The organism is Chromobacterium haemolyticum, assembly GCF_002081825.1.
GTDB lineage: Bacteria > Pseudomonadota > Gammaproteobacteria > Burkholderiales > Chromobacteriaceae > Chromobacterium > Chromobacterium fluminis.
Genome location: NZ_MUKU01000004.1, coordinates 100,869 through 119,931, shown reverse-complemented (window position 1 = coordinate 119,931; position 19,063 = coordinate 100,869). Strand labels below are relative to the sequence as shown.

The window sequence follows — 19,063 nt, the reverse complement described above, 5'->3', positions numbered from 1 at the left end:
ATGCAATGACGACAGCGAACGAACAGGAACAGACGCATTACTTCGTGCCGCAGCCATCGCGCTGGCCGGCGGTGGGCGCGGTGGCGCTGTTCTGCTTGGGACTGGGAGCGGCCTTCGCCGTCAACGGCCAACCCTTGGGCAAGCTGTCGCTGGGCGTGGGCGCGTTGATCCTGATTTATATGTTGTTCGGCTGGTTCGGCGACGTGATTCGAGAAAACCGGCGCGGCGACTACCAGGGCAAGGAGGATATGTCCTTCCGCTGGGGCATGGGCTGGTTCATCTTCTCCGAGGTGATGTTCTTCGGGGCTTTCTTCGGCGCCTTGTACTGGGTGCGGGTGGTGTCGGTGCCGACCTTGGGCGAGATGGACTACAAGATCTTGTACCCGGATTTCGAACCGTCCTGGCCCTTGCTCACCGGGCCGGGCATCACCAAGCCCTACCAGGCGATGGGCGCCTGGGGGCTGCCGGCGCTGAATACCTTAATTCTGCTCAGCTCCGGCGCGATGGTGACTTGGGCGCATTGGGCGCTGCTGCAAGGCCGGCGCGCCCAATTGAAGCTGGGCCTGCTGCTGACCGTACTGCTGGGGACTTTGTTCCTGTGTCTGCAGATGTATGAATACGGCCACGCGATGAGCGAGTTGAACCTGAGCCTGGCATCCGGCGCTTACGGCATGACCTTCTTCATGCTGACCGGCTTTCACGGCATGCACGTTCTGCTGGGCACTATTATTCTGGCGGTGGTGTGGCTGAGGGTGATGCGTGGACATTTCGATGGCCAGCACCACTTCGCCTTCGAAGCGGCGGCCTGGTACTGGCACTTCGTCGACGTGGTGTGGTTGCTGCTGTTCGTCTTCGTCTACTGGCTGTGAGCGGCGCGGCCAGACCAAAGGCCAGGGGCCGCGTGGGGACGTGGACGGGCGGCTCGGCTAAGCTTGATGTGGGCGCCACCAGCCGAACAGCGCGCCCAGTAGCAGCAGCAGAAACAGGCCGATGGACAGGCCGATGCGCAAAGTGAGGGAGCGAACCAGACGTTGAGAGCCTTGATCGGACTTCAGCAGGCCGGTCAGGCCCCAGAACAGGGCAAGCACGATGCAGGCGAGCAAGAACAGAATGACAAGTTTCATTGCGGAATCCCCCGGTCGATTGGGCCGTCGATCTTCAGCTTTCAAGTCTAGCGGCAAACGGCTGGTTTGGCTGTGTTTATTGGCTATGGCGGTGTTGCCTTTCTTTCTGGCGGCCTGGCAGTGGCAGCGCGCGCAGGAAAAAACCGAACTGTTGCGCTCGTTGACCAGCGCCATCGGCGTGCCGCCGGTCAGCCTGATTTATCGGGAAGCCCGCCCTCAGCCGGAGTTCAGCCGGGTGGCTTTGCCGGGCGCGAACCCCGCCGGGCCTGTTTTGCAACTGGAAAACAGCTACCTGGGAGAGGTCAAGGGTCGGCGCATGCTGCAGCCGTGGCGGCTGGAGGATGGCGCGATGGCCCTGGTGGACCTGGGCTGGTTGGCCGACGGCGTGGCGCTGCCCGCCGTCGATCCGCAAGCGCTGACCTTGCGCGGGCACTGGATGCCCTTGCCGCGTCACTTTGTGCTGCCCGGCGCGGTGGCCGGCGTCGAGGGGCGCGTCGACGCCATCGACATGGCCGCGTTGCGTCAGCGTTATCCCGGCCATTGGCATCAAGGCGCGGTGGTGCTGGAGCACTCGCCGGATCCGTTGCGGCATTGGCCGGTACTGCCGGAATTCATGCCGGAGCGCCATTACGCCTATGCGGCGCAATGGCTGCTATTGGGCCTGCTCTTGCTGCTGTCCTTGCATACGTTGAGGAGACGTTCCCATGAGCCGCATCGATGAGCTGTCCCAGCAGGCGTCGCCCGCCAAGCCGTCCCGCCGCCGCGGCCGGTTCAAGCTGCTGCTGATGGCGGCCATCTGCCTGGCGCCGGTGCTCGCCTCATGGGCCGCTTATCGGCTGATGCCGCCTGAGGGCGGCAAGAGCTACGGCCAACTGCTGCCGACGCGTCCGTTTGCTTTGGTCGGCGCGCAAGGATGGCCGCGCGGCAAGTGGGTGCTGGCTGCCAGGATAGAGCCCGGCTGCCAGACGCGCTGCCAGCAGCGCTTTTTCGCGATGCGCCAGATTCAGCGGGCTCAGGGCGAGGCCGCCGGTCGTCTGACCCGGCTGGGCTGGCAAGAGGAGGCCGCGCATGAGGAGGTGGACGCCACTCACATCGTGCAGTCCGCGCAGGCCGGCGTTGACGACAGCGGCTACTATCTGGTGGACCCGCTGGGCAACCAAGTGCTGTTTTATCCCGACGCCGCGGACCCCAAGAAAGTGATCCAGGAAATAGGTCGCGTGCTGAAAACCAATAACGGCATCGGTTAAGTCCATTTGGCCGCTGGCCCGTACGGCCCGTGGCTTTCGCAGTTTGTTGGCCGCTCGACAAGGGGAGCGCAGCATGAGGCGACTGATCTGGCTGGCATTCATCCTGGCATGCGTGGTCGTGCCTTTCGGCGCCTATGTGCGCTTGTCCGATGCCGGGCTCGGCTGTCCGGATTGGCCGGGTTGTTACGGCCAGATATCCCCGCACCACGCGGCGGAGAGCATCCAGCGGCAATATGCCCAGAGCCCGGAGGGGCCGGTCAGTCTGGGCAAAGCCTGGAAGGAAATGAGCCATCGCTATCTGGCCGGCGCGCTTGGCGCGTTGATTGTCGCCGTCGCCTGGCACGCCTGGCGTGCGCGGCGGCATCGCCGCGCGGCCGGCGCGTTGCTGGCGGTGGTGGCGGCGCAGGGCTTGTTGGGCATGTGGACGGTGACCTTGCTGCTCAAACCGGCCATCGTCACCCTGCATCTACTTGGCGGCATGTCGGTGCTGTTGCTGTTGGCCTGGCTGGCGCTGTCCCCGCGGCTGCGGCCGGTGGAGGCGCCGGCAGTGCTGAACTGGCTGGCGCGCGGCCTGGTCCTGGCCGTGGCGCTGCAAGTGGCGCTGGGCGGATGGGTGTCCACCAACTATGCTGCTCTGGCCTGTCAGGGCTTCCCCGCCTGCAATGGCGAATGGTGGCCGCAGATGCGTTTTGAGCACGCTTTCCATCTGTTCCGGGCATTGGGCGAGGCGCCGGACGGCAGCCCGCTGGCGGTGGGCAACCTGGTGGCGGTGCATTGGCTGCACCGGCTCGGGGCCGCGTTGGTGACCGTCTTATGCCTGGCGACGGCGCGTGCCGGCTGGCGGCTGCCGGCGCTGCGCGGCCATCTGGCTTGTTTGCTGGCGCTGCTGGGCTGTCAGCTAGCCTTGGGCGTCGCCAATGTGCTGCTGGCGTTGCCCTTGCCGGCGGCGGTGTCGCACAACGCCGGCGCCGCCGGTCTGCTGCTGGCGGCCAGCTTGCTGGCGTTGCGTGTGCGCCCGGCGCGAGCCGCTCAAGCGCGGGCCGTGGCCGGGTCTTTGCCGAGTCTTTCGAAAAATCATCGCGAGTGGGTTTGAGCGCCGCATCCTGAAGGGGAAAAAACATGAACGCAGCGGAGCTTCAACAGGCGCGCCAGCACGCGGTCGCCTTGATGCAACTGGCCAAGCCCCGAGTAGTGGGGCTGATTGTGTTCTGCGCGGTGATCGGCATGTTCCTGGCGGGGCCGGGCTGGCCGGACCCGGCGCGTTTGTTGCCGGCCACCGCCGGCATCGCGCTGGTGGCCGGCGCGGCGGCGATGATCAATTGCCTGGTGGAGCGCACAGTGGACGCCAATATGCGTCGCACCGCCTGGCGCGCCACCGCGCGCGGCGAGGCCGGCGCGGGCGAGACCCTGATCATCGCTCTGACCGCAGGCGGCATCGGCATGGCCTTGCTGGCCGGCCTGGTCAACGCCTTGACCGCCTGGCTGACGCTGGCCACTTTCGTTGGCTACGCCATCGTCTACACTTTGCTGCTCAAGCCCAACACGCCGCAGAACATCGTGATAGGCGGCGCCAGCGGCGCGATGCCGCCGGTGCTGGGCTGGGCGGCGATGACTGGGGAGGTGCACGCGTTCGCCTTAGTGTTGTTCCTGATCATCTACGCTTGGACGCCGCCGCATTTCTGGGCGTTGGCCTTGTATCGCCGAGACGATTACGCCCGCGCCGGGCTGCCGATGCTGCCGGTGACTCATGGCCAGCGTTTCACTACGCTGTCCATCTTGCTGTACTCCTCGCTGTTGTCGGCCATCACCCTGCTGCCGGTGGCGATGGGCGCGGCCGGCTGGCTCTATCTGCTGGCGGCGCTGGCGTTGGACGCGCGTTTGCTCTTCCTTGCCGTGCGCCTGCATCGCCAGTATGCTGACGCTCTGGCCCGCCGCGCCTTTGCCTGGTCGATTTGGTATCTGACCTGGTTGTTCGCGGCCCTGCTGATAGACCACTACTGGCTGATACCCGTTTCCTGATGCGCAAATTGATAAAACTCGCCGGCTTGCTGTTGCTGCCGCTGTGGCTGGCCGCGTGCTCGCCGAATGAACCCAAGCTGGATTTGAAAGGCACCGACGTCGCCGGAGCGTCGATAGGCGGCGATTTCACGTTGACCGACCATCAAGGCCAGCGCCGCAGCCTGTCTCAATACCAGGGCAAAGTGGTGGCGCTGTTCTTCGGCTACACCCATTGCCCGGATGTTTGTCCGACCACCATGCTGGAATACGCGGCAGCGGTGAAGCAACTGGGCGATAAGGCCGGACAGGTGCAAGTGCTGTTCGTCAGCATCGATCCGGAGCGCGACACGCCGCAGGTGCTGGCCGGGTACGTGCCGCACTTCAACCGCGGCTTCGTCGGCCTGACCGGCACGGCCGGCGAGGTCGAACAGATAAAGAATCAGTACAAAATCGTCGCCCAACGGGTGAGCCAGCCGGGCGGTGGCTATAGCGTGGACCACAGCGCCGGCTCCTATCTGTTGGATAAACAGGGCCGTTTGCGTGTGTTTGAGGCCTACGGCACGCCGTCGGCGAGCTTGGCTCATGATATTGACCAGTTGTTACGCTAAACTTGGCGTATCGGAAACTGACGCAGACATGAAAGTCGGATCAAAGTGAGCAACGACCATAACGCTGGCGCAACATCCGGCTCGCAGCCATCGTTGGATCTCGCCAAATACACGCTGTCCACGTCGGTGGAGATCGCCCATCATCTGGCCGGCATCGCCAAGAACGGCCATATGGTGACGGTGTTTTCCAACAAGGGTAAAACCTTCATCCTGACCCGCTTCCTGGAAGTGGACCATAAGGCGGGCACGCTGGTGTTCGACTGGGGCGCGGACCCGGAGACCAATGAGCATTTGCTGGCCAGCGAGCGCAATGTCTTCGTCTGCTCGCCGGAGGGCGTCAAGACCCAGTTCGTCACCGGCCAGGTGCGGCGCGTCGATTGGGAGGGCCAGCCGGCCTTCCAGGCCGACTTGCCCGAGCAGGTGATCAAGCTGCAGCGCCGCGAGTTCTTCCGCATCCAGACCCCGGCGGCCAGCCCGGTGATGTGCCATGTGGCCGATTATCCGCACAAGCCCGTCGATCTGGCCTTGTTCGACGTCAGCCTGGGCGGCGTCAGCATGTGGTTGCCGCAGCCGGGAACGCCCGGCTTCGACATCGGCCAGCAATACCAGCGCTGCACGCTGGATCTGAAACCGCTGGGCGCGCTGCATATCGGCTTGGAAGTTCGCCACCGGCTGGCCGCTAAATTGCGCAACGGCAACGAAGCCGTACGCATAGGCTGCTCCTATCTGGGGCTGACGCCGGCGATGGAGACGTTGATCCAGCGCTATGTCGGCCTGCTGGAGCGCGAACGCCGCGCTCTGGTTGGCTGAGTCCGCTCCGCTCCGCCTTAACTTCGATTTCGTCATCCTTGCCGCAAGACATCATGAAGCTGACTATTGCCCTGTCCAAAGGGCGCATCTTTGAAGAAACTCTGCCTTTGCTGGCCGCCGCCGGGATTTTGCCGGCGGAGGACCCTGAAGCCTCGCGCAAACTGATCATCGGCACCAACCATCCTGGCGTGAGGCTGGTGATCGTGCGCGCGTCCGACGTGCCGACCTATGTCCAGTACGGCGCCGCCGATCTGGGCATCGCCGGCCGCGACGTGCTGATCGAGCACGGCGGCGCCGGCCTGTACCAGCCGCTGGATCTCAATATCGCCAAGTGCAATATGATGGTGGCGGTGCAAAACGGCTTCGATTACGAGGCCGCGGTGCGTCGCGGGGCGCGGCTGAAGATTGCCACCAAATATCCGCAGATCGCGCGCGAGCACTTCGCCCGCAAAGGCGTGCACGTGGACATCATCAAGCTCTACGGCTCGATGGAGCTGGCGCCGCTGGTTGGTTTGGCCGACGCCATCGTCGATCTGGTGTCCACCGGCGGCACGCTGCGCGCCAACAACCTGATCGCGGTCGAGCACATCGTCGACATCAGTTCGCGGCTGGTGGTCAACCAGGCCGCGCTCAAGCTCAAACACGACGTGATCCAGCCTGTGCTGGACGCATTCGCCGGCGCCGTGCCGGCCTGAGGTTTGCCCCATGCTGAAACTGTCTTCTTCCCAAGCCGATTTCACCGAGCGCCTGCAGGCGCTGCTGGCCTTTGAAACCGCGCAAGACCCTGCCGTCGACGCTGCCGTCGCCGCCATCTGCGACGACGTCAAAGCGCGCGGCGACGCCGCGGTGATCGAATACACCAACCGTTTCGACCGCATGCGCGCCGTCTCCATGGCCGATCTGACGCTGTCGCGCGAGCAACTGGAAGCCGCCTTCCACCGGCTGGGCGACCCGGTGCGCCATGCGCTGAGCACCGCCGCGGAGCGAGTGCGCCGCTACCACGAGAAGCAGCTGGCGCATTCCTGGAGCTACCAGGACGAAGACGGCACCCTGTTGGGGCAGCAAGTGACGCCGCTGGACCGCGTCGGCATCTACGTGCCGGGCGGCAAGGCCGCCTATCCCAGTTCGGTGCTGATGAACGCGCTGCCGGCCAAGGTGGCTGGCGTGGGCGAGATCATCATGGTGGTGCCGACGCCGGACGGCGAGCGCAACGATCTGGTGTTGGCGGCAGCCTATATCGCCGGCGTCGACAAGGTGTTCACCTGTGGCGGCGCGCAGGCGGTGGCCGCGCTGGCCTACGGCACCGAAACCGTGCCTCAGGTCGACAAGATCACCGGCCCGGGCAACGCTTACGTCGCCGCGGCCAAGCGCCGGGTATTCGGCGTGGTGGGCATCGACATGGTGGCCGGCCCGTCCGAGATTCTGGTGATCTGTGACGGCGACACCCCGCCGGATTGGGTGGCGATGGACTTGTTCAGCCAGGCCGAGCACGATGAAATCGCCCAGGCCATCCTGCTGTGCCCGTCGGCGGAATACATCGCCCAGGTCAAGGCCAGCGTCGCCAGGCTGCTGCCGCAGATGTCGCGCCGCGCCATTATTGAGGCCAGTCTGGGCAACCGCGGCGCGCTGATTCAGGTCAGCGACTTGGCGCAAGCCTGCGAGATCGCCAACTACATCGCGCCCGAGCATCTGGAGCTGTCGGTGGCCAATCCGGACGAGTTGTTGCCGCGGATTCGCCACGCTGGCGCCATCTTCATGGGCCGCTTCACCTCGGAAAGCCTGGGCGATTATTGCGCCGGCCCCAATCACGTGTTGCCTACCAGCCGCACCGCGCGTTTCGCCAGCCCGCTGGGCGTGTACGATTTCCAGAAGCGTAGCAGTCTGATCCGGGTGTCCCAGGCCGGCGCGCGGACGCTGGGCCAGGTCGCCAGCCTGCTGGCTCACGGCGAAGGCCTGAGCGCGCATGCGCGCGCCGCGGAACTGCGCTTGGACGCATAGCGTTTAGAGCAAAACGCCGCGTCATCGCTTAATCTGGATAAGTAACCGGAGAAGGCGATGGCTGGGCTGCTACGCATCATGGCCGGACTCTGTCTGGCCTTTTTCTTGTCCGCGGCGGCTTGGGCGCAGCCGCGGGTGCTGGTGGTGGAGAGCTATCACAGCGACTACCCCTGGGATCAGGATTATCGCCGCGCACTGCAGGAGCGCTTGGGCAAGCGCGCGCAATTGAGCTACTACGCGATGGACACCAAGCGCCTGCCGCGGGCCCAGCATCAGGCGCGCGCCGACGAGGCGCTGGCCATGGCGGCTAAAATAAAGCCGGACCTTGTCATCGTCGGCGACGACGCCGCGTTACAGAGAGTGGGCAGCAAACTGGCTCAGCAAGGCGTGCCGGTGATCTATCTAGGCATCAACAACAATCCGCGCAATTACTTCCCGGGCGCGGCGACGGGCGTCAGCGGCGTGCTGGAGCGGCCCTTGATCCTGCGCAGCGTCTTCGAATTGGGCAAAACCGTCAAAGGCTTGCGCAATGCTCTGGTGCTGTTCGACGACGATCTGACCTCGCGCATCATTCGCGACGAGACCTTCGTTGGCCGCGACACCATGTTGTTGGCCAATATCCACGTCGACCTGGTCTTGACCGGCTCCTACGCCGAGTGGCAGCGGCGAGTGCTGAGCGCAGCCGGCCGCTACCAGGCGATCTGGGTGGGCCTCTACTTCACTCTGCGCGACGCCGGAGGCAAGGTAGTGCCCGGCGATGAAGCGCTGCGTTGGACCGCCGCCCACGCCAAGCTGCCGCTGTTTGCGTTTTGGGACTTCGCCGTGGGCAAGGACAAGGCGGCGGGCGGCTTGGTGCTGTCCGGCTACGAGCAGGGCCGAGAGGCGGCCAAGTTGGCCGAACAGGTGCTGTTCCAAGGCCAGTCGGTGGCCAGTTTGTTTCCGGTGACGCCGTCGGAAGGCCGTTATGTTTTCAGCCGCGAAGGGCTGGCGCGCGACCGCGTCGAGCTGCCGGTGCGGCTGCGGGAACGGGCCAACTGGGTCGAGTAGCTGAAAGCGAATGAACACGCTACTATAGCTTTTCGCTGTTTCCGATAACACGGCTCCGTCCGCGGGGCTCTTGTTGGCCGCGAGGCCGATTGCGAAGTCATGAAAAAGTCCGTCCGACAACTGGTGCGCGATGAGATCGCCGCCATCAGCGCCTACCCGGTAGCCTCCGCCGACGGCTACATCAAACTGGACGCCATGGAAAATCCGTGGCCGCTGCCGGCCGAGTTGCGCCAAGAACTGGCGCGGACGCTGGCCGACGTCGCCGTCAACCGTTATCCGGACCCGTCCGGCGGCACCCTGAAAGCCCAGCTGAAGCAGGCGTTTTCGATACCCGAGCCGGCCGATGTGTTGCTGGGCAACGGTTCCGACGAGCTGATCACCCTGGTGGCGCAGACGTTGGCCCGTCCCGGCGCCAAGTTGCTGGCGCTGGAGCCCTCGTTCGTGATGTACAAGATGAACGCGCTGTTCTCCGGCCTCGACTACGTAGGCGTGCCGCTGCGTTCCGATTTCAGCCTGGACCTGCCGGCGACGCTGGCGGCCATCGCCGAGCATCAGCCGGCGGTGGTGTTCGTGTCCTACCCCAACAACCCGACCGGCCCGCGCTTCGCCCGCGCCGAGGTGGAAGCGATCTGCGAGGCCGCGCCCGGCCTGGTGGTGGTGGACGAAGCTTACCAGGCTTTCGCCAGCGACAGCTTCATGAACCTGGCCGGCCTGCGCGACAATCTGATCGTGATGCGCACGCTGTCCAAGCTGGGCCTGGCCGGCATCCGCCTGGGCTACGCCGCCGGCCCCGCCGCCTGGATCTGCGAGCTGGACAAGGTGCGCCCTCCCTACAACATCAATGTGCTGACCCAGGCCGCCGCACGCTTCTCGCTGCGCCATATCGAGGTGTTTAACCGCCAGGCCGCGGAGCTGTGCGAGGAGCGCGGCCGGCTGGCGGCCGGGCTGGCGCGCCACGCCGCCGTCGAAGCCTTTCCGTCGGAAGCCAATTTCATCACCATCCGGGTGCCGGACGCGCCGGCCTTGTACCAGCATTTCAAGGCCAGCGGCATCCTGATCAAACAACTGCACGGCAGCCATCCGCTGCTGGAGCGATGCCTGCGGCTGACCGTGGGCGCGCCGCAGGAGAACGACGCCATGTTGGCGGCCCTGGACGCTTACTTCGCCTGAGTCATGAGAACCGCAACCGTTACCCGCAATACCCTGGAAACCCAGATCACCGTCAGCCTGAATCTGGACGGCGCCGGGGCTGGCCGCTTTGAAACCGGCGTGCCCTTTCTCGACCACATGATGGACCAGATCGCCCGCCACGGCTTGATCGATCTGGACGTGGTCGCCCACGGCGATCTGCACATCGACGCCCACCACACGGTGGAAGACATCGGCATCACTCTGGGCCAGGCTTTCGCCAAGGCGATAGGCGACAAAAAGGGCATTCGCCGCTACGGTCACGCCTACGTGCCCTTGGACGAGGCGCTGAGCCGGGTGGTGATCGATCTGTCCGGCCGACCGGGCTTGGTGTACAACGTCGATTACACCCGCGCCAGCATCGGCCAGTTCGACGTCGACCTGTTTTCCGAATTCTTTCATGGCTTCGTCAACCACAGCATGGTCACGCTGCACATAGACAATCTGCGCGGCGTCAACAGCCATCACCAGGCCGAGACCATCTTCAAGGCCTTTGGCCGCGCGCTGCGCATGGCCTGTGAGACGGACGAGCGCATGGCCGGGCAGACGCCGTCCACCAAGGGCACGCTGACCGCATAAGTCGGGCGCGCCGTTTTTTTCAGGGTTCCGGCCGCATTTGGCCGGAGCGCCGCCACACCCCGAAGCGAGCTTGTAGGATGGCGATTAAAGTTGCAGTAGTGGATTACGGCATGGGCAATCTGCATTCGGTGCTCAAGTCGGCGCAGGCGGTCAACGACATCGGCGCGGACATCTTTCTCTCCAGCGAGCCGGAGGCCGTGCTCAGGGCTGACAAAGTGATCTTTCCCGGGCAGGGCGCGATGCCGGACTGCATGCGGGAACTGAATCAACACGGTTTGGCCGATGCGATAAGGGAAAGCACCAAGAGCAAGCCGTTTTTTGGCATCTGCGTCGGCGCGCAGCTATTGTTCGAGGAAAGCGAGGAGGGGCCGACCCAAGGCCTGGGCCTGTTTCCCGGCAAGGTGGCGCGCTTTGCCGCCGGGCTGCGCGACGCCGAGGGCGAGCGTTTGAAAGTGCCGCATATGGGATGGAACCAGGTGTTCCAGAAAACGGTCCATCCCTTGTTCGCCGGCATCGCCGACGGCGAGCGTTTCTATTTTGTGCATAGTTACCACTTTGCGCCGGCCGATGCGGCCCTGACGCTGGCGGAAAGTGAATATCCCGAACGGTTTTCCTGTATTGTCGGTCGTGGGAACATTTTCGCAAGCCAGTTCCACACCGAAAAGAGCCACCGGGCCGGTCTTCAGATGATGAAGAACTTCCTGGCCTGGGATGGCAGTGTTTAACTCACGTTTGATTTAGCACCATGCTGCTCATACCCGCGATAGACCTGAAAGACGGTCAATGCGTACGCCTGAAACAGGGCGTGATGGACGACGCCACCGTTTTCTCCGACGACCCCGTGCAAGTCGCCGCCCATTGGCGCGATCAGGGCGCTCGCCGCCTGCATCTGGTCGACCTCAACGGCGCCTTCGCCGGCAAGCCCAAGAACCTGGCGGTGATCCGCGACATTCTGGGCGAGGTCGGCGATGAATTGCCGGTGCAGTTGGGCGGAGGCATCCGCGACCTGGACACCATAGAGAAGTATCTGGACATGGGCTTGTCCTACGTGATCATAGGCACAGCCGCGGTCAAGACCCCCGGCTTCCTGCACGATGCCTGCGACGCCTTCCCCGGCCAGGTCATCGTCGGCCTGGACGCCAAGGACGGCATGGTGGCGATAGACGGCTGGGCCAAGATCACCAACCACAAGGTGATCGATCTGGCCAAGCGCTTCCAGGATTACGGCGTCAATTCTGTGATCTACACCGACATCGGCCGCGACGGCATGATGAACGGCGTCAATATCGACGCCACCGTCAAGCTGGCGCAGGCGCTGACCATCCCGGTCATCGCTTCCGGCGGCCTGAGCAATCTCGACGACATCCGCGCCTTGTGCGCGGTGGCGGACGAGGGCGTCGAAGGCGCGATCACCGGCCGCGCGATCTACGAAGGCGGCATCGATTTCGCCGCCGCGCAGACGCTGGCCGACGAATTGTCGGACTGAGAGCCTGTTCAAAGTTTCGCGAGCAAGAGCGAGGCCAGACGTTTTCAACGCCGTATCGCTGAAGCGCAGCAGACTATGAGCAGATTCCGATAACCTGTTTCTCGACTCATCAAGCCATGCCGGCCCGTACGCATTGTCCGGGCCGGTTGGCTGTTTGCCGGACCTCATATGCTTGCTAAACGCATCATCCCCTGCCTGGACGTGACCGCAGGCCGCGTTGTCAAAGGCGTCAACTTCCTGGGCCTGCGCGACGCCGGCGATCCGGTGGAAATCGCCCGCCGTTACAACGAACAGGGCGCGGACGAACTGACCTTTCTGGACATCACCGCCAGCTCGGACCAGCGCGATATCATTCTGCACGTGATCGAATCGGTGGCGGAGCAGGTGTTCATTCCCTTGACCGTGGGCGGCGGCGTGAGGGAGGTGGCGGACATCCGCCGTCTGCTCAGCGCCGGCGCGGACAAGGTCAGCATCAACACCGCGGCGGTAACCCGCCCGCAGTTGGTCAGCGAGGCGGCCGACCGTTTCGGCAGTCAGTGCGTGGTGGTGGCGGTGGACGCCAAGGCGGTGACGCCGGAGAACGACCGCTGGGAGGTGTTCACCCATGGCGGCCGCACGCGTACCGGCATCGACGCGGTGGCGTGGGCGTGTCAGATGCAGCAACTAGGGGCGGGTGAAATCCTGCTGACCAGCATGGATCGCGACGGCACCAAGATAGGCTTTAATCTGGAGCTGACGCGCGCGGTATCGGAGGCGGTGGACATCCCGGTGATCGCCTCCGGCGGCGTGGGCACGCTGCAGCACTTGGTGGACGGGGTCAAACTGGGCAAGGCCGACGCGGTGTTGGCCGCCAGTATTTTCCATTTTGGCGAGCACACGGTGGCGGAGGCCAAGCAGGCAATGCGGGACGCCGGCATCGAAGTGCGGCTGTGAGCGCCTTCCGATCGACATTCTTGCCGACGTCTTAATTTGAGGCGAAGCGGACGCCGGGCTGAATCATTTGCCGCGCCGCTACTCATAGCCAAGGCGCGCGGCGTTATAAAGGTGAGCCATGAATTGGTTGGATGAAGTCAAATGGGACGACAAGGGCCTGGTCGCCGCCATCGCCCAGGACGCCGCCAGCGGCCGGGTGCTGATGGTGGCGTGGATGAACCGCGACAGCCTGGCCCTGACCGCCGAAACCGGCATAGCCCATTACTGGAGCCGATCGCGCGGCAAGCTGTGGAAGAAGGGCGAGGATTCCGGTCATCTGCAAAACGTCAAGGAGTTGCGACTGGATTGCGACGGCGACGTGGTGGTGATGCAGATCGAGCAGGCCGGCGGCATCGCCTGCCATACCGGCCGCGAGAGCTGCTTCTACCGCCGCTTTGATCCGGCGCGGCAAGATTGGGAAGTGGTGGACGCGGTCTTGAAGGACCCGGATGCGATCTACGGCAAGGCCTGACTTGCGCGCGGTCAACGCCGCGCGGCGGCTGGCCGTTAGAATGGCAGCCGGCAAGCCGATTGTTATCGTTTTGCCATCGGAACGACATATACTTGCCGGGGTTGCGGCGTAAAGGAATAGCGACATGAGCCAGGATGTGCTGAAAACCATCGCGGACACGTTGGAAGCGCGGCGCGAAGCCAGCTCCCAGTCTTCCTATGTGGCGTCCCTGTTTCATAAGGGCGAGGACGCCATTTTGAAAAAAGTGGCGGAGGAGGCGGCGGAGACGCTGATGGCCTCCAAGGACAAAGACAAGCTGCACCTGGTGCGCGAAGTGGCCGATCTGTGGTTCCACAGCATGGTGTTGCTGACCTATCATGGCCTGCGGCCCGAGGACGTGCTGATGGAGTTGAAGCGGCGCGAGGGTATTTCCGGCCTGGATGAAAAGGCCTCCCGCGCTCCCACCCCTTAAGATTTAGCGAGAGCCGACAATAATGACAGATTGCATCTTCTGCAAAATCGTGGCCGGGCAGATTCCGGCCAATAAAATCTACGAAGACGACGATGTGCTGGCCTTCCACGACATTCGTCCAATCGCTCCCGTGCATTTCATGCTGATTCCCAAGCAACACGTGGATTCGCTGGCCCATTGCGGCGCGGAGCACGAGGCGGTGCTGGGCAAGATGCTGACCCTGGCGCCCAAATTGGCGCGCGAGCAGGGCCTGGAGGGCGGTTTCAAGACCGGCATCAATACCGGCCGCGGCGGCGGGCAGGAAGTGTTCCATCTGCATGTGCATGTGTTCGGCCATAAGAGTAACTGATTGGCCGATAGAGCTGGAGCGGCGGCCGGGCGGTCTCCGCGGATTAATTCGATTTGATAAGGAAGTGAATCATGGGTTCTTTCAGCATCTGGCACTGGTTGGTGGTATTGCTGATCGTGGTGCTGGTGTTCGGCACCAAGAAACTGCGCAATATCGGCGAGGATCTGGGCGGCGCGGTCAAAGGTTTCAAGGAAGGCATGAACAGCGAGGGCGACAAGGCCGCCAAGGATAAGCCGGCCGAAACCGGCCGTATCATTGACGGCGACGCCGACAAGAAATAAGGCGCGGTCCAAGCGTGTTTGAAATCAGCTTTGGCGAAATCCTGTTGATCGGCGTGGTGGCCCTGGTTGTGCTGGGGCCGGAGCGCCTGCCCACGGTGGCGCGCACCCTGGGCGCGTTGGTGGGTCGCGCCCAGCGCTTTGTGGCTACGGTGAAGGCCGATATCCAGCAGCAGGCCAACTTGACTGGCCTGAGCGAATTGCGGCAGGACATCGAGGATGCCGCGCAGTCGTTCAAAGGCCAGCTCGATTCCGAAGTTAGGGGCGTGCGCGAGGCGATGGAGCAGAACGGCGCCGAACTGCGCGCGCCGGTGGAGGAGGCGGCCAACGTCATCCACGGCGGCTTGCAGCCGGATCTGCTGGATTCTCTTCCGATCGAGGCTGCGGCGCAGGCCGAGGCGGCGCCGGTCAAGGACGAGAACCAGCTGGAACTATTCGACGACTTGCCGCCGGCGGCGCCGGCGCTCCAGCCGGCGGATACGCCATCGCTACGTTGAGGCCGGCCGCACCCGGCCGGGCGGGGCTGGCTCCCGCTTCGGCTGTTCCTGAATCCATTGGAAATCCCGCGCATGAATGAACAACCCTTGCTCGCGCATCTGCTTGAGTTGCGCACCCGCCTGGTGCGGGCGCTGCTCGGCGTCGCGCTGGTGTTTCTCGGCCTGTTCCATTGGTCCGGGGATATCTACCACCTGTTGGCCAAACCATTGCTGGACGCGCTGCCGGCGGGGGCTAACATGATTGCCACCGATGTCACCGCGCCGTTCTTCGTTCCGGTCAAGGTGACCATGTTGGTGGCCTTCCTGATCTCGCTGCCCAATACCCTGTACCAGATTTGGGCTTTTGTCGCGCCCGGGCTCTACCATCACGAAAAGCGGCTGGTGCTGCCCCTGGTGGTGGCCAGCCTGCTGCTCTTCCTCACCGGCATGGCTTTCGCTTACTTCCTGGTCTTCCCCGTGGTGTTCGGCTTCATGTCGGCGGTGACGCCGGTCGGGGTCAGCATGATGACCGACATCGACAAATACCTGTCCTTCGTGCTGGGCATGTTCATGGCCTTCGGCGTCACCTTCGAGGTGCCGGTGGTGGTGATTCTGCTGGTGCGCATGGGCGTGGTGTCGGTGGAAAAACTGCGCCAGGGCCGGCCTTACGTGATCGTCGGCGCCTTCGTGGTGGCCGCCGTCGTCACGCCGCCGGACGTGTTGTCGCAAACCCTGCTGGCGGTGCCGCTGTGGCTATTGTACGAAGCGGGCATTCTGATGGCGGTGTTCCTGGGCCGCAAGAAAGAGCGTCCTTTGCTGGAGGATGGTTCATGAATCGAAACGCCTGGCATTACGGCGCGTCGGCGTCGCTGATCGCGCTGATCCTGTTGTGCCTGGCCTGGGAGCTGTGGCTGGCGCCGTTGCGCCCGGGCGGCTCGCTGCTGGCGCTCAAGGCGGCGGTGTTGCTGCTGCCGCTGCGCGGCATCCTGGGTCAGCGCCTGTACACCTATCAATGGGCCTGCATGTTCATCCTGGCTTATTTCACCGAGGGCGTAATGCGCGGTTGGGCCGATCGCGGCCTGTCGCAGCAACTTGCATGGGGCGAAATCTTCTTAAGCGGACTATTCTTCGTCTGTGTATTGGGCTTTGCCAGAACCTTCAAGTTGTCGCGTCAGCCGCAGTAGACCCCGCGCGAAGCGAAAAGGAAGCCGTCAGCTCATGCTGACGGCTTTTTTTGCGCTCGCCGCTCATGCGAGGCGCGGACTGTGAAACTTGCCGGGGTCATGCGGGTAAAACCGCAAACGGCTTGGTTTACAATCGCGGCGAAACCGCGGACTTGATCGGCGGAAATCCAAAAAATATAGTTTTGTTGGGGAGTGTGTAAATGCGGAATATGTCGATTGCGGCCCGGATTACGCTGGGTTTCGCCTTGTTGTTGGTGGCGCTGGCGGTGACCAGCCTGCTGGCCTTCATGGGGCTGGGCAGCATTTCCAGCCGGGTGGAGGATGTGAGCACTCATGAGCTGGCCTTTTACCGCGACGTGGTGGAGTTGCAGCAGCATATGGGCAATCTGCGGCGTTTTGAGAAAGACTATTTCATTAATATGGGCGACGCGTCCAAGCGCGCCGAGTACAGCGAGAAATGGAGCAAAACGCTGGAGGGCGCGCATGCGGCGATCAAGAACGCCGGCACTCACCCGCTGAACGGCGACGCCACTCAGCAACTGACGGCGCTGGACGGACTGCTCAACAGTTACGCGGATGGTTTCAAGACAGTGGGGGCCAAGGTGGACAAGCAGGAGCTTGCCGGCACCAGCGACGCCAACAAAGCGTTTGGCCAATACAAGAGTAGCATCCACCAGATGGAAGAAGTCTCGGCCAAGCTGGCCAAGGGCGGTTCCGACGCGGTGGCGCGGCTGCGCAGTCAGATCGACGCTTCCGCGGACGCGGTGCGTAGCCAGTTGCTGGCCACGGTGGCGATCGGCCTGCTGGCGAGCCTGGTGGTGTCCTGGTACATCATCCGTTCCATCCGCGTGCCCTTGCTGCAGATGCGGGATTCCGCGCAGCAGTTGGCCCAAACCTGCGATCTGAATCTGGAGCTGCCGGACTTCGGCCGCAATGAGTTGGGCAGCGTCGGCGAATCGCTCGCTTCCTTGGTCGGCACCGTGCGCCGCTTGGTACAGGAGGCCCAGGGCCACGCCACCCAATTGGCCAGCGCCTCGGGTCAGATGGCGGACGTCAGTTCCCAGGTGTCCGGCGCCGCGGCCAATCAGGCGGAGTCCGCCGCCAGCGGCGCGGCGGCGATCGAGCAGATGTCGGTCAGCATCAATCTGGTGGCGGACAACACCCGCGATGTCGAAGGCCAGGCGCGCCAGACCATGGCGCAGGCGGATCGCGGCAACGGCTTGGCGGAAAAAGCCGCTAGCGAGATCCAGCTGATCGCCAGCGGCATTACCGAAACCTCCACGGTGATGGGGCAGCTCAATCAGCGCTCCAGCGATATCGGCGACATTGTGCGGGTGATCCGCGACATCGCCGAACAGACCAATCTCTTGGCGCTGAACGCGGCGATCGAGGCGGCGCGAGCCGGCGAGATGGGCCGCGGCTTCGCCGTGGTGGCCGATGAAGTGCGCAAGCTGGCTGAACGCACCAGCCAGGCCACCACCGAGATTTCCACCCATATCGAAGGGGTGCAGACCGATACCCAGCGCGCTTACCAGAGCATGCAGCAGGCAAATGCCCGCATTGAGAGCGGCGTCAGCAGCACCTCCAGCGTGGCCGAGTCGCTGCGTGAAATCCATCAGCTGTCCCAGCACTCGGTGGAACGCATCACCGACATCGCCAACGCGATCAAGGAGCAAAGCCACGCCAGCCAGCTGGTGGCGGGCAATGTGGAGCAGATGGCGCAGATGAACGAGAGCACCGCCAAGGCCTCCGGCCAGGCCAGCCAGCTATCGCAGGAGCTGCAGCAGTTGTCGGTGGATCTGGACTCCAATCTCAGGCGCTTTCGTACCTGAGAACCTGTTACGATCTGCTGCGCGTCGTGGAGCGTTACACGGTGAGTGCGTCTTCAAAATGCTCATGTACCGTATGTACACTCCGCTTTTTCAGCCGCAACGCCTTGCCTCGCCCTTGCTCGCGAGATCGTAAACAGGTGCTGAGAACGGGGGCATGTCAGCCGGCGATGCCCAGTGCGTCCAGACTGTTGCGGCGCAAGGCCTGGCGCAGCTCTGGCTCCGGCAGGCCGCGCAGTTCGGCCAGCAAGGCGCTGAAGGCGGCCAGATTGGCCGGCTCGTTGGGCTGACCCTGGGCGAACTCGGGGCGGATGTCCGGCGCGTCGGTTTCCAGCACCAGGCCCGACAGCGGCAGGGTGGCCGCCAGCCGGCGAATGCGCTGCGAGCCGGAGTAAGTCATCGCGCCGCCGAAGCCCAGCTTCATGCCCTGGCGCAGCATCGCTTCCGCCTGTTGCGGGCTGCCGTTGAAAGCGTGGGCGATGCCCAGCTCGATGCGCTGCTCGCGCAGATGCTTGAGCACGCGGTCCACCGAGCGGCGTACATGCAGCACCACGGGCAGCGCGTATTTGCGCGCCAGCTTCAGCTGTTCGACGAACAAGGCCTCCTGCCGCGCCGGGTCCAATTCCGGCAGATAGAAATCCAGACCGATCTCCCCCACCGCTTCCGGTCGCTGTTCGCGCAGCGCGCGTTCCAGCTCTCCCAGGTGCTCGTCCAGATGCCGCTCCAGATAGATGGGGTGCAGGCCGAAGCCTATCCAGCAGCCATGATCGCGGCGTAGGGCGGCGGCCGCGTCGAAGGTGTCCGCGCGTACCGCCGGCACCAGGATCTGGCCGACATTGGCGGCGCGCGCGCGTTCCAGCACGGCGGACAGCATTGGAGCCAGCTCCGGCGCGTCCAGATGGCAGTGGGTGTCGATCAGCGCGTCGGACGAGGGCGGGGAGAGGAAACGGTGCATGGCGGATTCGCG

The 19,063-nt window shown here is 64.0% G+C and carries 25 protein-coding genes; 23 read left to right on the top strand and 2 right to left on the bottom strand.

Features of this window, described 5'->3' with window-relative positions; translation table 11 throughout:
• The first annotated feature begins 5 nt into the window (after nt 1-5).
• Complete coding sequence (locus B0T39_RS04000; protein WP_081544913.1) at nt 6-869, top strand: cytochrome c oxidase subunit 3; 864 nt, start codon at nt 6-8, stop codon at nt 867-869.
• A 57-nt stretch (nt 870-926) separates the two neighbouring features.
• Here B0T39_RS04000 and B0T39_RS03995 read toward each other — a convergent pair whose 3' ends face one another.
• On the bottom strand, nt 927-1,124 hold the full coding sequence (locus B0T39_RS03995; RefSeq protein WP_019102806.1) for a DUF2909 family protein: 198 nt from the start codon (nt 1,122-1,124) through the stop codon (nt 927-929).
• Nucleotides 1,125-1,215: 91 nt separating this feature from the next.
• Here B0T39_RS03995 and B0T39_RS03990 point away from each other — a divergent pair, with 91 nt between their 5' ends.
• The 22 genes from B0T39_RS03990 (at nt 1,216) to B0T39_RS03885 (ending at nt 18,099) form a co-directional block, all read left to right on the top strand.
• Nucleotides 1,216-1,845, top strand: a complete 630-nt coding sequence (locus B0T39_RS03990; RefSeq protein WP_254894483.1) for an SURF1 family protein — start codon at nt 1,216-1,218, stop codon at nt 1,843-1,845.
• Complete coding sequence (locus tag B0T39_RS03985) at nt 1,829-2,371, top strand: hypothetical protein (protein ID WP_081544911.1); 543 nt, start codon at nt 1,829-1,831, stop codon at nt 2,369-2,371. The genes B0T39_RS03990 and B0T39_RS03985 overlap by 17 nt, the downstream gene beginning before the upstream one ends.
• Before the next feature lie 73 nt (nt 2,372-2,444).
• Nucleotides 2,445-3,464 carry a COX15/CtaA family protein gene (locus tag B0T39_RS03980; RefSeq protein ID WP_081544910.1) on the top strand — a complete coding sequence of 340 codons (1,020 nt, stop codon included), beginning with the start codon at nt 2,445-2,447 and terminating at the stop codon, nt 3,462-3,464.
• A gap of 26 nt (nt 3,465-3,490) precedes the next feature.
• A complete protein-coding gene (locus B0T39_RS03975; protein ID WP_081544909.1) occupies nt 3,491-4,390 on the top strand; it encodes a heme o synthase in 900 nt (299 codons plus the stop codon).
• Nucleotides 4,390-4,977, top strand: a complete 588-nt coding sequence (locus B0T39_RS03970; protein ID WP_081544908.1) for an SCO family protein — start codon at nt 4,390-4,392, stop codon at nt 4,975-4,977. The genes B0T39_RS03975 and B0T39_RS03970 overlap by 1 nt, the downstream gene beginning before the upstream one ends.
• Before the next feature lie 93 nt (nt 4,978-5,070).
• Nucleotides 5,071-5,787 carry a flagellar brake protein gene (locus tag B0T39_RS03965; RefSeq protein ID WP_240937193.1) on the top strand — a complete coding sequence of 239 codons (717 nt, stop codon included), beginning with the start codon at nt 5,071-5,073 and terminating at the stop codon, nt 5,785-5,787.
• A 53-nt stretch (nt 5,788-5,840) separates the two neighbouring features.
• The gene (gene hisG / locus B0T39_RS03960; RefSeq protein WP_043589540.1) at nt 5,841-6,482 is read left to right on the top strand and encodes an ATP phosphoribosyltransferase; all 642 of its coding nucleotides are present in this window, start codon (nt 5,841-5,843) and stop codon (nt 6,480-6,482) included.
• Nucleotides 6,483-6,492: 10 nt separating this feature from the next.
• Complete coding sequence (hisD, locus tag B0T39_RS03955; protein WP_081544906.1) at nt 6,493-7,785, top strand: histidinol dehydrogenase; 1,293 nt, start codon at nt 6,493-6,495, stop codon at nt 7,783-7,785.
• 57 nt (nt 7,786-7,842) lie between these two features.
• The gene (locus tag B0T39_RS03950; RefSeq protein WP_081544905.1) at nt 7,843-8,832 is read left to right on the top strand and encodes an ABC transporter substrate-binding protein; all 990 of its coding nucleotides are present in this window, start codon (nt 7,843-7,845) and stop codon (nt 8,830-8,832) included.
• A 99-nt stretch (nt 8,833-8,931) separates the two neighbouring features.
• Entirely contained in the window at nt 8,932-10,002 is a 1,071-nt protein-coding gene (hisC, locus tag B0T39_RS03945) for a histidinol-phosphate transaminase (protein WP_081544904.1), read from the top strand.
• 3 nt (nt 10,003-10,005) lie between these two features.
• On the top strand, nt 10,006-10,599 hold the full coding sequence (hisB, locus tag B0T39_RS03940) for an imidazoleglycerol-phosphate dehydratase HisB (RefSeq protein WP_081544903.1): 594 nt from the start codon (nt 10,006-10,008) through the stop codon (nt 10,597-10,599).
• 83 nt (nt 10,600-10,682) lie between these two features.
• Nucleotides 10,683-11,324 carry an imidazole glycerol phosphate synthase subunit HisH gene (hisH, locus tag B0T39_RS03935; RefSeq protein WP_081544985.1) on the top strand — a complete coding sequence of 214 codons (642 nt, stop codon included), beginning with the start codon at nt 10,683-10,685 and terminating at the stop codon, nt 11,322-11,324.
• Nucleotides 11,325-11,344: 20 nt separating this feature from the next.
• On the top strand, nt 11,345-12,085 hold the full coding sequence (gene hisA / locus B0T39_RS03930; RefSeq protein ID WP_081544902.1) for a 1-(5-phosphoribosyl)-5-[(5-phosphoribosylamino)methylideneamino]imidazole-4-carboxamide isomerase: 741 nt from the start codon (nt 11,345-11,347) through the stop codon (nt 12,083-12,085).
• Nucleotides 12,086-12,253: 168 nt separating this feature from the next.
• Nucleotides 12,254-13,018: an imidazole glycerol phosphate synthase subunit HisF gene (hisF, locus tag B0T39_RS03925; protein ID WP_081544901.1), complete on the top strand. Its 765-nt coding sequence runs from the start codon at nt 12,254-12,256 to the stop codon at nt 13,016-13,018.
• A 118-nt stretch (nt 13,019-13,136) separates the two neighbouring features.
• Entirely contained in the window at nt 13,137-13,529 is a 393-nt protein-coding gene (gene hisI, locus B0T39_RS03920; RefSeq protein ID WP_081544900.1) for a phosphoribosyl-AMP cyclohydrolase, read from the top strand.
• Between the two features lie 124 nt (nt 13,530-13,653).
• Nucleotides 13,654-13,980, top strand: a complete 327-nt coding sequence (locus B0T39_RS03915) for a phosphoribosyl-ATP diphosphatase (protein ID WP_043589545.1) — start codon at nt 13,654-13,656, stop codon at nt 13,978-13,980.
• 22 nt (nt 13,981-14,002) lie between these two features.
• Nucleotides 14,003-14,329, top strand: coding sequence for a histidine triad nucleotide-binding protein (locus tag B0T39_RS03910; RefSeq protein WP_081544899.1), 327 nt, complete (start codon nt 14,003-14,005; stop codon nt 14,327-14,329).
• A 71-nt stretch (nt 14,330-14,400) separates the two neighbouring features.
• On the top strand, nt 14,401-14,610 hold the full coding sequence (gene tatA / locus B0T39_RS03905) for a Sec-independent protein translocase subunit TatA (RefSeq protein ID WP_081544898.1): 210 nt from the start codon (nt 14,401-14,403) through the stop codon (nt 14,608-14,610).
• A 14-nt stretch (nt 14,611-14,624) separates the two neighbouring features.
• Nucleotides 14,625-15,104, top strand: coding sequence for a Sec-independent protein translocase protein TatB (gene tatB, locus B0T39_RS03900; RefSeq protein ID WP_081544897.1), 480 nt, complete (start codon nt 14,625-14,627; stop codon nt 15,102-15,104).
• Between the two features lie 72 nt (nt 15,105-15,176).
• Nucleotides 15,177-15,917, top strand: a complete 741-nt coding sequence (tatC, locus tag B0T39_RS03895; RefSeq protein ID WP_081544896.1) for a twin-arginine translocase subunit TatC — start codon at nt 15,177-15,179, stop codon at nt 15,915-15,917.
• Nucleotides 15,914-16,267, top strand: coding sequence for a DUF2069 domain-containing protein (locus B0T39_RS03890; protein ID WP_081544895.1), 354 nt, complete (start codon nt 15,914-15,916; stop codon nt 16,265-16,267). Before tatC ends, B0T39_RS03890 begins: the two co-directional genes overlap by 4 nt.
• A 209-nt stretch (nt 16,268-16,476) precedes the next feature.
• Nucleotides 16,477-18,099: a methyl-accepting chemotaxis protein gene (locus B0T39_RS03885; RefSeq protein ID WP_176219477.1), complete on the top strand. Its 1,623-nt coding sequence runs from the start codon at nt 16,477-16,479 to the stop codon at nt 18,097-18,099.
• A gap of 157 nt (nt 18,100-18,256) precedes the next feature.
• On the opposite strand, the gene B0T39_RS03880 is transcribed toward B0T39_RS03885, so the two are convergent.
• Nucleotides 18,257-19,051, bottom strand: coding sequence for a TatD family hydrolase (locus B0T39_RS03880; protein ID WP_081544893.1), 795 nt, complete (start codon nt 19,049-19,051; stop codon nt 18,257-18,259).
• Nucleotides 19,052-19,063 lie beyond the last annotated feature (12 nt).